The organism is Aeromonas sp. D3 (genome assembly GCF_027705025.1).
Taxonomy (GTDB): Bacteria; Pseudomonadota; Gammaproteobacteria; order Enterobacterales; family Aeromonadaceae; genus Aeromonas; species Aeromonas salmonicida.
On sequence record NZ_JAPDBE010000027.1, the window covers coordinates 51,161 to 64,949 of the forward strand.

At 58.3% G+C, this 13,789-nt stretch carries 11 protein-coding genes; 1 reads left to right on the forward strand and 10 read right to left on the reverse strand.

All coding sequences use genetic code 11. The features are described from left to right. Nucleotide 1: 1 nt before the first annotated feature. The 9 genes from OKC28_RS15475 to OKC28_RS15515 form a co-directional block, all read right to left on the reverse strand. Complete coding sequence (locus OKC28_RS15475) at nucleotides 2–3,964, reverse strand: ATP-binding protein (protein ID WP_021138704.1); 3,963 nt, start codon at nucleotides 3,962–3,964, stop codon at nucleotides 2–4. Between the two features lie 54 nt (nucleotides 3,965–4,018). After that, nucleotides 4,019–4,315 carry an integration host factor subunit alpha gene (gene ihfA, locus OKC28_RS15480; protein WP_005300715.1) on the reverse strand — a complete coding sequence of 99 codons (297 nt, stop codon included), beginning with the start codon at nucleotides 4,313–4,315 and terminating at the stop codon, nucleotides 4,019–4,021. A 3-nt stretch (nucleotides 4,316–4,318) separates the two neighbouring features. Then, nucleotides 4,319–6,718 (reverse strand): phenylalanine--tRNA ligase subunit beta, encoded by a 2,400-nt coding sequence (pheT, locus tag OKC28_RS15485; protein ID WP_256688345.1) that lies wholly within the window; start codon nucleotides 6,716–6,718, stop codon nucleotides 4,319–4,321. A gap of 12 nt (nucleotides 6,719–6,730) precedes the next feature. Next, nucleotides 6,731–7,714, reverse strand: coding sequence for a phenylalanine--tRNA ligase subunit alpha (gene pheS / locus OKC28_RS15490; protein ID WP_005315542.1), 984 nt, complete (start codon nucleotides 7,712–7,714; stop codon nucleotides 6,731–6,733). Nucleotides 7,715–8,036: 322 nt separating this feature from the next. Next, nucleotides 8,037–8,393 (reverse strand): 50S ribosomal protein L20, encoded by a 357-nt coding sequence (rplT, locus tag OKC28_RS15495; protein ID WP_005300683.1) that lies wholly within the window; start codon nucleotides 8,391–8,393, stop codon nucleotides 8,037–8,039. Between the two features lie 15 nt (nucleotides 8,394–8,408). Continuing rightward, nucleotides 8,409–8,606 carry a 50S ribosomal protein L35 gene (gene rpmI / locus OKC28_RS15500; RefSeq protein ID WP_005315535.1) on the reverse strand — a complete coding sequence of 66 codons (198 nt, stop codon included), beginning with the start codon at nucleotides 8,604–8,606 and terminating at the stop codon, nucleotides 8,409–8,411. A gap of 86 nt (nucleotides 8,607–8,692) precedes the next feature. After that, entirely contained in the window at nucleotides 8,693–9,241 is a 549-nt protein-coding gene (infC, locus tag OKC28_RS15505) for a translation initiation factor IF-3 (protein ID WP_011898682.1), read from the reverse strand. A 3-nt stretch (nucleotides 9,242–9,244) separates the two neighbouring features. Beyond that, entirely contained in the window at nucleotides 9,245–11,173 is a 1,929-nt protein-coding gene (thrS, locus tag OKC28_RS15510; RefSeq protein WP_021138702.1) for a threonine--tRNA ligase, read from the reverse strand. Between the two features lie 235 nt (nucleotides 11,174–11,408). Then, the gene (locus OKC28_RS15515; RefSeq protein ID WP_021138701.1) at nucleotides 11,409–11,996 is read right to left on the reverse strand and encodes a tetratricopeptide repeat protein; all 588 of its coding nucleotides are present in this window, start codon (nucleotides 11,994–11,996) and stop codon (nucleotides 11,409–11,411) included. Between the two features lie 176 nt (nucleotides 11,997–12,172). Here OKC28_RS15515 and OKC28_RS15520 point away from each other — a divergent pair, with 176 nt between their 5' ends. Then, nucleotides 12,173–13,228 carry a PA0069 family radical SAM protein gene (locus tag OKC28_RS15520; protein WP_021138700.1) on the forward strand — a complete coding sequence of 352 codons (1,056 nt, stop codon included), beginning with the start codon at nucleotides 12,173–12,175 and terminating at the stop codon, nucleotides 13,226–13,228. A 74-nt stretch (nucleotides 13,229–13,302) separates the two neighbouring features. Here OKC28_RS15520 and OKC28_RS15525 read toward each other — a convergent pair whose 3' ends face one another. After that, nucleotides 13,303–13,473: a hypothetical protein gene (locus OKC28_RS15525; RefSeq protein WP_021138699.1), complete on the reverse strand. Its 171-nt coding sequence runs from the start codon at nucleotides 13,471–13,473 to the stop codon at nucleotides 13,303–13,305. Between the last annotated feature and the right edge of the window lie 316 nt (nucleotides 13,474–13,789).

Consider the following 13,789-nt stretch of genomic DNA (forward strand, 5'->3'; position numbering starts at 1 on the left):
GTCAGACTCTCTCACCTAATCGCCGGCAGACTTCATCCAGAGCGTGCCGCAGCGGGGGCATCAGGGGTTGTTGTGGATCCCGTTTCCACTGCTCGATCACCTGGATCAGCGGGGTGGCGCCCACCATTTTGGCCGCCCCCTTCATCTTGTGTAAAGCCGCATCAAGCGCTTCAGCATCTCCTTGTGTGATGCACTGCTCAATGTCAGCCAGATCTTGACGAGTTGCCTCCAGATAGAGGTTTATCAACTCGCGACTCAGGAGGGGCAGTGCCGGCTCATGCCACCCGGCCCCCATTTCCTCGCCTGCGGTGCCGGGAGAGGGTGCGGACAAGAGGACACTCGTGTCCGCAAGCCTTGGCACGCTGCGCAGTAAATTGGCCAGATCTTTAAGCAACAGGGGTTTGTCCAGATGTCCTCGACAACCGCAGCTGGCCAGTCGCTGCGCCGCCTGCTCGCTGAGATCGGCTGTGATAACGTAGGCAGGCAGATGGTGCCAGCGCGCAGAATCCCGCAACTGCTGGCACAGCTGGGCACCATCCATCACTGGCATCTGCAGATCGGTCAGCACCAGATCCACGGTTTCGTGCTGCAGAATATCGAGCGCCAGCCGACCATTGGCCGCACTCAGTACCTCGGCCCCCAGCTGGGTCAACTGCATGCTGATCAACACCCGATTCACTTCATGATCTTCAACCAGCAACACCCGCATCCCCTGCCCTGGCAAACTCATCTCCTCCAGGGCTGAGGACACCAGCCTTGGCTGCAACAGGCTGACCACAGAGCCTGGCACCCAGGGCTCGCCCTGCCAGTCCCAGTAACGCAGACCCTGATCATCTTCGGCGGCGCGCAGCAGGGGGCCGACGGGATCCTCGGTCAGGCCGAGCTCGCCAAGCCAGGGCACGAGATAGGCACGCTCCGCATCGTTCAGCTGGATATTGACGCTGGCCACTCTCGGTTGCCAGCGCGGCATCTCGTGCAGCAGCACCAAGGGCAAGCTGCAGGTGAAACGGCTGCCCCCGAGAGGACGCGGTTCGACCCGGATCTCGCCACCCATCTGCTCCATCAGCTGGCGGCTGATGGCCAGCCCCAGTCCTGTGCCCTGAGCCCTGGGCTGGCCCTCCTCTCCTCCCTGCTCGAATGGCAGGAACAGGCGAGGCAGCAGATCGTCGCTGATACCCGGCCCGTCATCATCCACGCCGCACAGCAGACGGTTGCCTTGACGGCGTGCCCACAGCACGACTTCACCTGCACAGCTGAACTTGATGGCATTGGCGAGCAGATTGTGCAGCACCTGCTGCACTCTATGGGGATCCAGCTCCACCTGGGCGGGCAGGTGATGGTCGATATCCAGTCGCAGCTGCAACCGCTTGGAGCGGGCCTTGGACCAGTGTACCGCCGCCACATGCTCGCACAAATCAACCAGGTCGGTTGGCTGGGGAGAGAGAGCCAGCTGCCGGTTCTCGTTGCGGCTGAAATCGAGCACATCGTTGAGCAGACCGAGCAGCTCGTCCCCCGCCTGTCTGACATGGGAGAGCGCTGAGTGCTGCTCCGCTGACAAGGGGGTGTGATTGAGCCACTCCAGCAGTCCCAGAATGGCATTCATGGGAGTACGAATTTCATGGCTCACCGCCGCGAGGAAGCGCCCCTTGGCCAGGACGGCCTGTTCGGCCCGCTCATGGGACGCCTGCAAGGCACGCTCCTGCTCGACCCTGGCGGTCACATCCTGCACCACACCGTAAACCCGCCACCCCCCTTCCTGCTGGCTGCGGCCACGACCATAACATTGCAGCCAGCGCGTGCCCTTGACCGGATGTTCATAGCGCAGCGCGTAGGAAAAAGGTTGGCCGGCATGCAACATGGCCAGCATGGGCGCCCGCATCTCGCGCCTGTCCTGATGTACCAGACGGCTGAGTGCGCTGTCGGGATGGCGGCGGATCTGCTGGCTGGCCAGGCCCAGCAGCTCGTAACTGCCACGGCTGATAAATTCGACCCGGGTTATTTTCCCCTGCTGCAAGAGGAACTGGATGACGACGCCGGGCACCGTATTGGTAAGGGCGCGCAGACGTCGCTCGGCCTGATGCAGCAAACGCGTACGCTCGCGCAGGGCGCTGATGTCGGAGAGCGCGATCAGATCCCCCGCCGGCGCCTGCTTGCCCAGTCGCAGCGGGATCTGGGCATAGGAGAACACCTGATCGCCGAGGGTCATTTCCCCTTCGGTTCCCTGCAACTGGGACGGCGGCAGGCTGAGTTCAGCCAGATAGCGAGCCTCTAGCCGTTTGGCCTGCTTGTTGCGCTTGATGATCTCCCCCTGATCATTTCGCAGGAAGACGGGCACAGGCAGTGCCTGGAACAGGGATTCCCTGAACTGACTCTCCAGTGCCAGGGTCTGCTCCATCTCCTGACGTCGGCTCACTTCTCGCGCCAGCTGCTGGCGGGAACGCCAGATCAACCAGATGACACCAGCACTGATCAGCAATGCCAGCAACACGGACCCCAGCCAAATGCCATAGCTGACGCCGCTCTGCTGGGTCAGTACCAGCTGACGCCAGCGCTGGTTGAGATCATCGTTCTGCTGGCCTGTGATCGTCATCAGGCTCTGCTCCATCACACCGGCCAGCCTGGGGCTGCGGGGACTGATGGCAAACCCTAGCCCGAAACGATCCGGCAGCTCCTTGATATCCAGTCCAGCCAGCAGATTGTTGCGAAGCGGATATTGCAACTGATACAGCTCGGCCAGCATGGCGTCCGCCCTGCCCGCCTGTACCTCCGCAATACCCGACTCAAGGGTCTCGCTCTTTCGCCACGCATGCTTGCCCAAACGGGCCAGCATGTCCGGATCATAGAGGCTGGCGGGCACGACCACCTCGCCCTTGATCTCCTCAAGTCGATCGAAAGACCGCAACTTGCGGCTGACCAGGGCATAACGACTGGCTACCACGATGCGAGTGAAATCAAACTCGCCAGTCAAGGCCGGTGTCTCCAGCAGACCCGCCATCATGTCTGCCTCGCCACTGCGCAGCCTGGCCAGGGCGTCTTCGGTGTCCTTGACTGGCACCACATGAAAAATCATCCCGGTCTGCTGGCTCACCCGGCGCAGCACATCTGCACTCCAGCCCCTGAGCTGCCCCTGCTTGTCGGTGCCGCTATAAGGCATCAATGCAGGGTTCACCACCAACTTGACGGCACGGGAGGTACCGACCAGCCAGGCCTGCTCCTTGTCGGTAAAGTGCAAGGGGTTGATGTCCTGCTCCCCCTGCTCCAGATAGCGCTCGAGATCCTTGTAGACGCCCCCGGGCGGCATATAGCGGATCGCCATGTCGACCAGCTCCCTGAGCTCTGGCTTGTCACGCATCATCAGCCGATAGCTGAGCACCAGCTCATCGCTGCGTAAACGGCGCAGACGCAGTCCCACATCCGGGTATTCGCGCATCAGGTAACGCAGTTGCAGGTAGTCGCCGAGATAGGCCGTTCCCTTGCCAGCTACCAGTGACGAGTACCAGTTGACGGCATCGGTCAGGACCAGCTGGGTCGAATGGGGATAGAGCGTTTTGAGCACCTCGCTCGCCTGCCAAAGGGGTGACACCAGGAAGGTGGCACGCTCCAGCTCACCCTTGTACAGAATGGCGGACTCGGCTTCCAGCAGGGCGCGACTGAGCGCCATGCCAGGCAATGCCTGCCGTGAAGGGCCTATGTCAGGAATGAGATCGCAGCGCCCCGCCAGCAGGGCCTGCTGAACCGCGGGCCAGTTTGGCAGCTTCTCGTGCAGCAAGGGCACCGGCAGCTGTTCGGCCAGCCGATCCAACTGGTCGATGAGCAGCCCCCCCGACTCCTCGAGATAGGGCGGCCGGATCAGGGCGGGGTAACAGATGGTCAGCGAGGTGAGAGTGTCGGCATACGCCTGGGTTGCGGGGGACAGAGGCAGCGTCATGGCCTGCACCGGCATGGCCAGCAACAAACCGAACAATAAGTTGGATTTCATCATGAAAAAGTAAAAGCCAGGCGTTTGCCTGGCTTTTTGTCACTCGTTGGGTTCAACATTTTCTACCCTGGCCTTGAGTTTCTGGCCAGGCCGGAAGGTCACCACACGACGGGCACTGATAGGAATATCCTCGCCTGTCTTGGGGTTGCGTCCGGGACGCTGATTCTTCTCACGAAGGTCAAAGTTACCGAAGCCTGAAATCTTGACTTGTTCACCACGCTCAAGCGCCTGTCTGATTTCCTCAAAGAAGGCTTCCACCATATCTTTGGCTTCACGCTTGCTCATCCCGAGTTGGGTGAACAGGTGCTCTGCAATGTCGGCTTTGGTAAGCGCCATAGATCAATCCCTCAAGGATGCATTCAACTCTTCACCAAGGGCCCGCACGACATTGTCTACGGTCTCGGCAATCTCTTTCTCCTCCAGAGTGCGCTGGGTATCTTGCAATACAAGACTGATGGCCAGGCTCTTCTTGTCCTCGGCCATACCAGCACCCTGGTATACGTCAAACAAGTTTATTCCAACTACCTGATTTCCGCCAACTTTTTTAATTACTGCGAGGACATCACCGGCCAGAACCTGACGGTCTACCACCACGGCGATATCACGACGGTTGGCTGGGAAGCGAGAAACCTCGGCAGCAAGCGGCACCTTGGCAGGGATCAGCTTGTTCAGTTCCAGCTCGAACATGATGGCCCGGGTCTTGAGACCCAGCTTCTTCTCGAGGCTCGGGTGGATCACGCCGATATGGCCGAGCACCTCGCCATTGCGCAAAATGGCTGCGCTCTGGCCCGGGTGCAGGGCACTGTGCTCGGTACGCCCGAAGCTGAAAGTAGCTCCTTCGGCAGTCAAGTCCAGCACTGCTTCCAGATCCCCTTTCAAATCAAAGAAGTCAGCTGCACGGCTCTTGATGTCCCAGTGCTCGTCGCTCTGGTTGCCGGTGATGATACCGGCCAGCATAGGTTCCTGACGGATGCCGTTCTCGGCGCTCGCGTCCTTGATGAAACGCAGACCCTGCTCGAACAGACGTACCCGCGGCTGCTGACGATTCTGGTTGTAGACCACCGCCTGCACCAGCCCTGGGAACAGGGAGACGCGCATGGCGGACATCTCGACCGAAATCGGGTTCGGCAGCACTATGGCATCGCTTTGCGGATAGAGCAGTTGCTGCGCTTTGGGATCCACGAAGCTGTAGGTGATCGCTTCCTGGAAGCCGCGGTCAACCAGCAGGTCACGCACCCGCTTGAGGGTCACCTGCCCTTCTGCCTGCTCAACCATCGCCAGGGAGGCGGCCGGTTTGAGGTTCGGGATATTGTTGTAGCCGTAAATGCGGGCAACTTCCTCGATGAGGTCTTCCTCGATGGCGATGTCAAAACGCCAGGAGGGTGCCAGTGCGGTCCAGCCATCGGCGTCAACGGTCACCTGCATGCCGAGGCGAGTCAGGATCTCGACCACTTGAGCATCAGCCACACTGATGCCAATCACCTTGTCGAGCTTGGTGCGACGCAGTTTGATGGGCGCCGCTTTCGGCAGATGGGCATCGGATTTGACCTCGATGACCGGACCCGCTTCGCCGCCGCACTCTCCGCCACAAATGTCCAGCAGCAGACGGGTGGCTCTGTCCATCACCTTGGCTTGCAGTTGTGGATCGACCCCGCGCTCGAAGCGATGTGACGAATCGGTATGCAGACCGTAGGCACGGGCACGACCCGTGATGGAGAGCGGCGCGAAGAAGGCGCACTCCAGCAGAATGTCGGTGGTGGTCTCGGACACACCGGTGCGATCACCGCCGAAGATACCGGCCATACAGGCAGGGCCTTTGGCATCGGCAATCACCAGGGTGGTCTCTTTGAGCTTCACCTCGTTGCCGTCGAGCAGGGTCATCGGCTCGTCAGCACGGGCGCGACGCACCACCAGTTCCCCTGCCAGCTTGGCCAGATCGAAGGCGTGCATCGGCTGACCATATTCCAGCAACAGGAAGTTGGTGATGTCGACGATAGCGTCGATGGAGCGGATACCGCCACGGCGCAGCTTCTCTTGCATCCAGAGCGGGCTCTTGGCTTGCAGGTTCAGCCCTTTGATGACGCGGCCCAGATAACGGGGGCAATCGGCTGGCGCCTCCACCCGGATCGGGAAGGTGACATCACAGGTGGCAACAGCAGGTGCCCAGGTCGGCTCGACCACGTCCACGCTGTTGAGCACGCCAATCTCGCGGGCGAGCCCCGCGATACCAAGGCAATCAGCACGGTTCGGGGTCAAGTCCACGTCAATGGAGACGTCGTTCAGATTGAGGTAATCGCGAATATCGGTGCCGATGGGGGCATCGGCAGGCAGCTCGATGATGCCATCGGCTTCAACGTCGATACCCAGCTCACTGAAAGAGCAGAGCATGCCGTGAGACGGCTGGCCACGCAGCTTGGCTTTCTTGATGGTGAAATCACCCGGCAGGGTCGCCCCTACTTTGGCAACGCACACTTTCAAGCCGGCGCGGCAGTTCGGCGCACCGCAGACGATGTCCAGCAGCTCGGCCTCACCCACGTTGACCTTGGTCACCCGCAGCTTGTCGGCGTCCGGATGCTGGGCGCATTCGACCACTTCACCCACGACCACATTGTTAAACTGGCCAGCCACCGCTTCCACGGCGTCCACTTCCAGACCGGCCATGGTGATCTGCTCGGCCAGTGCATTGTCACTCAACTCGGTGCGGACCCACTCCATCACCCAGGATTTACTGAATTTCATGTTCTCTCGCCCTTACTTGAACTGCTTGAGGAAGCGCAGGTCGTTTTCGAAGAAGGCACGCAGGTCGTTGACCCCGTAACGCAGCATGGTCAGGCGCTCAACGCCCATGCCGAAGGCAAAGCCGGAGTATTTTTCCGGATCGATGCCGACCGAACGCAGCACATTCGGGTGCACCATGCCGCAACCCAGCACTTCCAGCCACTTGCCGTTCTTGCCCATGACGTCTACTTCGGCACTCGGCTCGGTGAACGGGAAATAAGAAGGACGGAAGCGAATGGTGAGATCTTCCTCGAAGTAGTTGCGCAGGAAGTCGTGCAGTATGCCTTTGAGTTCGGTAAAGCTGGCATGCTCGTCAACCAGCAGGCCTTCAACCTGGTGGAACATAGGCGTGTGGGTCATGTCGTAGTCGTTACGATAGACGCGGCCCGGCGCTATGATGCGGATCGGCGGTTGCTGATGTTCCATGGTGCGGATCTGCACACCCGAGGTGTGGGTACGCAGCATCAGATCGGGATTGAAGTAGAAGGTGTCGTGATCGGTACGTGCCGGGTGATGAGCCGGAATGTTCAACGCATCGAAGTTGTGGAAGCCATCTTCAATTTCGGGACCGCGTTCCACCTTGAACCCCATCTCGCCAAACAGGCGTTCGATGCGCTCAATGGTACGGGTCACAGGGTGCAGACCACCATTCTCGATGCGACGGCCCGGCAGGCTCACATCGATGGTCTCGGCAGCCAGCTTCTGGTTCAGCTCCTGCTCTACCAGTGCATCACGGCGTGCGTTCAGGGCATCCTGAACCTGCTGCTTGGCCTGGTTGATCACGGCGCCCGCTGCGGGACGCTCTTCGGCGGACAAGGCGCCCAATGTCTTCATCTGCTCGGTAAAAAAGCCTTTTTTACCCAGATATTTGACCCGGATTTCGTCGAGGGTCGCAACGTCGTTGACGCCCTCAATTTCGGCCTTGGCCTGGCCGACTACTTCTTCAAGCTGTTGCATGTCTTCCTCGTCACCACTCCCGAAACAGGAGCCTGTTAGGCTAAATAAGGTCAAGAGGGGAATAATACAAAAAAAGCCCCTTCGCTGACCATAGTTAAGGTGGCCTTTTCTCCCTAGAAATCATTTTGTTATCGGGGAAGAGGCTGACCCGATCCCCTCTCCCCGTTAAATATGGGGAAACAATACTAGTTTGTTGGCATATGATGAAATCATGTTGCAGATATGCAGAGGTAACAGTCGGGTCTGACAACAGAACTGGATAAATTGCAGACAACAAAAAAGGAGGCCTGAGCCTCCTTTTATCTTTCATAACAGAACCGGATTAAACCAGTGCTGCTTTAGCCTTTTCAACCAGGGCGGTGAAAGCCAACTTGTCGTGAACGGCGATATCGGACAGGATCTTGCGATCGATCTCGATAGAAGCCTTCTTCAGACCGTTGATCAGACGGCTGTAGGACAGACCGTTCTGACGGGCTGCAGCGTTGATACGCGCAATCCACAGCTGACGGAACTGACGCTTTTTCTGGCGACGGTCACGGTAGGCATACTGACCAGCTTTGGTTACCGCTTGTACCGCTACGCGGTAAACACGGGAACGGGCGCCGTAGTAACCTTTGGCGGCTTTCATTACTTTCTTGTGACGAGCTCGAGCAGTCACACCACGTTTAACTCTTGGCATTTTTTACATCCCCCCTTATGCGTACGGCAGACAAGCGACAACACGTTTGTGGTCGGCAGCGGAAACCATGAACTTCGGTCCCAGCTTACGCTTACGCTTGCTGCTCTTCTTGGTCAGGATGTGACGCAGGTGGTTATGCTTGCACTTGAAGCGACCCGAGCCAGTCTTTTTGAAGCGCTTTGCAGCACCCCGGTTGGTTTTCATCTTCGGCATTTCATACTCCGCATTGTGAGTGACAACAAAATCGCAAGGCGAACCAACTCATGGGCGCGAACCCATGAGTCAATTTCTTGTGGGCCTTAAGATTTCTTCTTGGGTGCGAGGACCATCACAGCTTGACGGCCTTCGACTTTCGGGAACGACTCCACTACGGCCAACTCTTCCAGATCGTTCTTGACGCGCTCCAGAACCTTGATACCAAGATCCTGGTGAGCCATTTCACGACCACGGAAGCGCAGGGTGACCTTAGCCTTGTCCCCGTCTTCTAGAAAGCGAACCAGGTTGCGTAGTTTTACCTGATAGTCGCCTTCGTCAGTACCAGGACGGAATTTTATTTCCTTGACCTGGACGACTTTCTGCTTTTTCTTCTGTTCTTTGGTTGTTTTGCTCTTTTCGTAGAGGAATTTGCCGTAATCCATGATGCGGCAAACGGGCGGTTCAGCGTTAGGACTGATCTCGACCAGATCTACTCCAGCCTCAAGGGCCAAGTTCAGTGCATCATGGATCTCGACGACACCCAAAGGCTCTCCGTCAATACCAGTGAGACGAACTTCTTTCAGACGAATCTCGGTATTGATCCGGTGAGCGCGGGCTTGCGGTTGCTTGCCCAGTTTTTTTCCGCCTTTTATAGCTTATTCCTCCACTTTCTTTTGTCCGCGGGTCTGAACTTCCTGGGTCAACAGAGCAACTAGCTCTTCAACAGGATAAGTGCCCAGGTCAGCCCCTTTACGAGTCCGTACTGCAATCTTACCGGCTTCAACTTCTTTATCGCCGCAGACCAGCATGAAAGGTACTCGCTTCAAAGTATGCTCGCGGATTTTAAAGCCAATCTTCTCATTTCTCAAGTCCGCTTTTGCGCGAAGACCCGCATCATTCAATGCTTTGGCTACTTTTACCGCATAATCGGCCTGATTATCTGTGATATTCATGACCACAGCCTGAGTCGGAGCCAACCAAGTCGGGAACAGTCCGGCGTACTCTTCGGTCAGAATACCGATGAAACGCTCGAGTGAACCCAGAATGGCCCGGTGGATCATCACCGGTACGTGGCGTTCGTTGTCTTCACCCACATACGTGGCACCCAGACGTCCAGGCAGGGCAAAGTCGAGCTGCACGGTACCACACTGCCAAGCACGATCAAGGCAATCATGCAGGGTAAATTCGATTTTGGGACCGTAGAAAGCCCCCTCGCCCGGCTGCAGATCGTATTTCAGGCCGTTCAGCACCAGGGCTTCGGCCAAGGCGGCCTCGGCGCGATCCCAGGCTTCATCGGAACCGATACGCTGCTCGGGACGGGTTGAGAGCTTGACCACGATATTTTCAAAACCAAAGGTGCCGTAGACGTCATAGACCATACGGATACAGGCAGACACCTCTTCCATGATCTGCTCTTCAGTACAGAAGATGTGAGCGTCATCCTGGGTAAAACCACGCACTCGCATCAGACCGTGCAGGGAACCGGACGGCTCGTTGCGGTGGCAGGAGCCAAACTCGGCCATGCGCAGCGGCAGATCGCGGTAAGACTTCAGGCCCTGGTTGAAGATCTGCACGTGACCCGGGCAGTTCATCGGCTTGATGGCGTATTCACGGTTTTCGGACTGGGTGGTGAACATGGCCTGGGCATACTTCTCCCAGTGGCCTGAACGCTCCCACAGCACCCTGTCCATCATGAAGGGACCCTTCACTTCCTGATAGTCGTACTCTTTGAGCTTGCCACGGATGAAGGTTTCCAGCTCACGGAAGATGGTCCAGCCATCGTTGTGCCAGAACACCATGCCAGGCGCTTCTTCCTGCATGTGATACAGGTCGAGCTGCTTGCCTATCTTGCGGTGGTCGCGCTTGGACGCCTCTTCCAGACGCTGCAGGTAGCCTTTGAGCTGCTTCTTGTCAGCCCAGGCCGTGCCGTAAATACGCTGCAGCATCTTGTTGTTGGAATCGCCACGCCAGTAGGCGCCAGACATCTTCTGCAACTTGAAGTGGTGGCAGTGACGCATGTTGGGCACGTGCGGGCCACGACACATGTCGACGTACTCTTCGTGATGATACAGACCTGGCTGGTCATCACGGGCAATATTCTGATCCAGGATCTCGACCTTGTAAGTCTCGCCACGGGCTTCGAACACGTCGCGCGCTTCCTGCCAGGAGACTTTTTTCTTGATGACGTCGTAATCCTTGGCGGCCAGCGCCAGCATGCGCTCTTCTAGGGCAGCCAGATCGTCGTCGGTCAGGGTACGATCCAGATCGATGTCGTAGTAGAAACCGTTATCGATGACAGGACCGATGGCCATCTTGGTCTGGGGCCAGAGTTGCTTGATGGCATGACCCAGCAGGTGAGCACAGGAGTGGCGCAGTATGTCCAGACCTTCTTCGTCTTTGGCGGTGATGATGGCCAGGGAGGCATCGGCTTCGATGAGCTCGCAGGCATCCACCAGTTCACCGTTTACCCGACCGGCAATGCACGCCTTGGCGAGACCCGGACCTATGTCCGCGGCCACGTCCATGACGGAAACGGAGTGGGCAAATTGACGTTGGCTGCCGTCAGGCAGAGTAATGATTGGCATTATGTGTTTCCTTATACAGTGGTGCCCCCTACCAAAGGGCACATGCGGGATGGAAAAAATCATTCAAAAAGGGTGATGTTCTGGCTCTCTACAGCACTTTGCAGAGGCGCACTGCGCCGCAAATAGCTTGCTTAACGGCACAAGGCAAACCAAAAACCGGACCATGCTACCAGAAGTAGGCGGGGCTGTATCGAGTTTGGTGAGATTTTCTACAACCAAATGAATCGCTTGCCAGTCACTCACCCAGCAGGGGTTGCCAGTTGAAATCGAAGGTACTGCTCCCCTCCTCGGCCAGGGCGAGCTCCTCCAACACCTTCAATGCAAGCTTGTTGCCCTTTTGCGAGGCCTGATAGAGCCACTGCCTGGCCTGGGGCAGATCGACCCGACCACTCACCCCCATCAGGTGCAGCACACCGACTTTGAGCATGGCGGGCACGTCACCGTTGCGGGCCGCCAGCTCCATCCAGTGAAATGCCTCCCGCAGGTCCCGCTTCACCCCGGCGCCGCGCAGATAGACCTCCGCCAGCCGGTATTGGCCAAAGGCGTCTCCGGCCTGCGCCGACTGGCGATAAAGGCTGATGGCTTGCTCCATGTCCTGCGCTGTGCCCTGCCCCACCTCGTGGCTCCAGCCCATCAGCGCCTGAGCCCGGGGGATCCCCTGCTCGGCCAGCGGTTGCCAGATCTTTGTCGCCGTCTCGAACTGGCCGCTACGCCAAGCTCGATTGGCCGATGCCAGCTCCTGCTCGGTGGAGAGTGGGATCAGCCGCCAGATGACCAGGCCAAGCACACCGATAAACAGCCAGCGGGAGACAATGGGTTTCATGATGATTTCCGTGATCCAGTTCGCATTTTGTCTATGTAAACGAAATGTATCAGGGGGATCAAGCAAGAGATCTATTTGTCATGCTGCTTTAAGCAAGGAAGCGATGGCGAGAGCTTGTGTTTTGGCACTGACGCTTGCAAGATGACTGTATATATAAACAGTATCGGTGTGATGTGATGGCAGGACGAGGCAGTTTCCACAATGTTGATCACCGCTTCAGCGGTCAGCGGGTCGACGCAGTCGATGACGGCTGGGCTCAACCCGAGTGGGAAGCGGCATTTGCCGCCAGCGATCCCCGCACCGAGGTGAAGGAGATAACCGCCCGCAGCATCATCAGTTACAACCGCTCGCCGGATGTGCCCTTTGGTCGCTCCATCAACCCCTATCAGGGCTGTGAGCATGGCTGCATCTACTGTTATGCCAGACCGAGCCATGCCTACCTGGAGCTATCCCCCGGTCTCGACTTCGAGACCAGGCTGTTTGCCAAGCTCAATGCCGCCGAGCTGTTGCGACGGGAGTTTGCCAAACCCGGCTACCAGCCGGACACTATCGTGCTGGGGGCCAATACCGATCCTTACCAGCCCATCGAGCATCACTATCGCCTCACCCGCCAATTGCTGGAAGTGATGCTGGCCCATCGCCACCCGGTCGGCATCATCACCAAGAGCGCCATGATATTGCGCGACCTCGATCTGCTGGCCGAACTGGCTCGGGAGGGACTCTGTCAGGTGATGGTGTCGGTGACGACATTAAATGAAACCCTGCGGCGACAGCTGGAACCCAGGGCCAGCACAGGCACGGGTCGGCTCAAGGTGATTGAAAAGCTGGCACAGGCAGGAGTACCGGTCGGCGTGCTGGCGGCGCCCATGATCCCGCGCCTCAACGAACCTGAGCTCGAGCACATCATCAAGGCGGCAGCCGAAGCCGGCGCCCAGAGCGCCGACTACATACTGCTGCGATTGCCCCACGAGCTGGCCACACTGTTCAGCGACTGGCTGGAGGAGCACTACCCCGGCCAGAAGGAGGCCATCCTGAACCAGTTGCGAGCCAGTCGGGATGGCGGGCTCAACAGCTCCGCCTTTGGCGCACGGATGCGCGGTGAGGGCCAGTTTGCGGACTTGCTCGCCCAGCGCTTTCGGCTCATCAACAAGCGTTTGGGCTTGGGCAAGCGCCATCTTCAGCTGCGGCGGGACGGCTTTATCCGCCCGGGTGAACAACTGCGGCTCTTCTGATCACCCCGACAGCATCAGCAAGGATCACAACGCCTCCCCCTTAATCGGCGCACCACAAGGTGAACTATGCCGCCTCAACCCCTTGGCCGAGGCGCGTACGTGCCCTTGCCCTGTGCAGTCAATTCGGCGGGCAGTCGTGCAGGCTCATGGGCCACTTCGTCCTCATGCTCCTCTGTCAGCGATCCTTGCTGATGTTCGCCCCATCCCCGGCTCCACCAGATCTCCCACATTACCCAGCTGGTCATAAGATGCTCCTGTTGATGGATGCAGGCGCCAGGCCCGCTTGGCATGCTTGTTGAGTACAAGGGGCAGCTTGGCCCCGCCCAATGACAGCGAGATGACACCAGCATGAAGGATTTGGGGTAAATTGAGGGAGTGCGGCAATGCAGAGGGATCAAAGCGGGCCCGATCAGCTGGCTCCCTGGGGCGGATGTAAAAGCAGCAGTAAGGCACAAAACAGCAATAAAAAGAGCGACCCAAGGGTCTAATGCCGATCAGTTAAGGATCCATTGACCGATCCTGCTGATGTGTAAAAATCCGAAACCTGTTGATTTGGTTTCG

Bases quoted from the DNA above. Each gene is read 5' to 3' on its own strand.
- rplT (WP_005300683.1), bottom strand. From the start codon at position 8,393: ATGCCAAGAGTTAAACGTGGTGTGACTGCTCGAGCTCGTCACAAGAAA.
- OKC28_RS15515 (WP_021138701.1), bottom strand. From the start codon at position 11,996: ATGAAACCCATTGTCTCCCGCTGGCTGTTTATCGGTGTGCTTGGCCTG.
- pheS (WP_005315542.1), bottom strand. From the start codon at position 7,714: ATGCAACAGCTTGAAGAAGTAGTCGGCCAGGCCAAGGCCGAAATTGAG.
- OKC28_RS15525 (WP_021138699.1), bottom strand. From the start codon at position 13,473: ATGACCAGCTGGGTAATGTGGGAGATCTGGTGGAGCCGGGGATGGGGC.
- pheT (WP_256688345.1), bottom strand. From the start codon at position 6,718: ATGAAATTCAGTAAATCCTGGGTGATGGAGTGGGTCCGCACCGAGTTG.
- thrS (WP_021138702.1), bottom strand. From the start codon at position 11,173: ATGCCAATCATTACTCTGCCTGACGGCAGCCAACGTCAATTTGCCCAC.
- OKC28_RS15520 (WP_021138700.1), top strand. From the start codon at position 12,173: ATGGCAGGACGAGGCAGTTTCCACAATGTTGATCACCGCTTCAGCGGT.
- ihfA (WP_005300715.1), bottom strand. From the start codon at position 4,315: ATGGCGCTTACCAAAGCCGACATTGCAGAGCACCTGTTCACCCAACTC.
- rpmI (WP_005315535.1), bottom strand. From the start codon at position 8,606: ATGCCGAAGATGAAAACCAACCGGGGTGCTGCAAAGCGCTTCAAAAAG.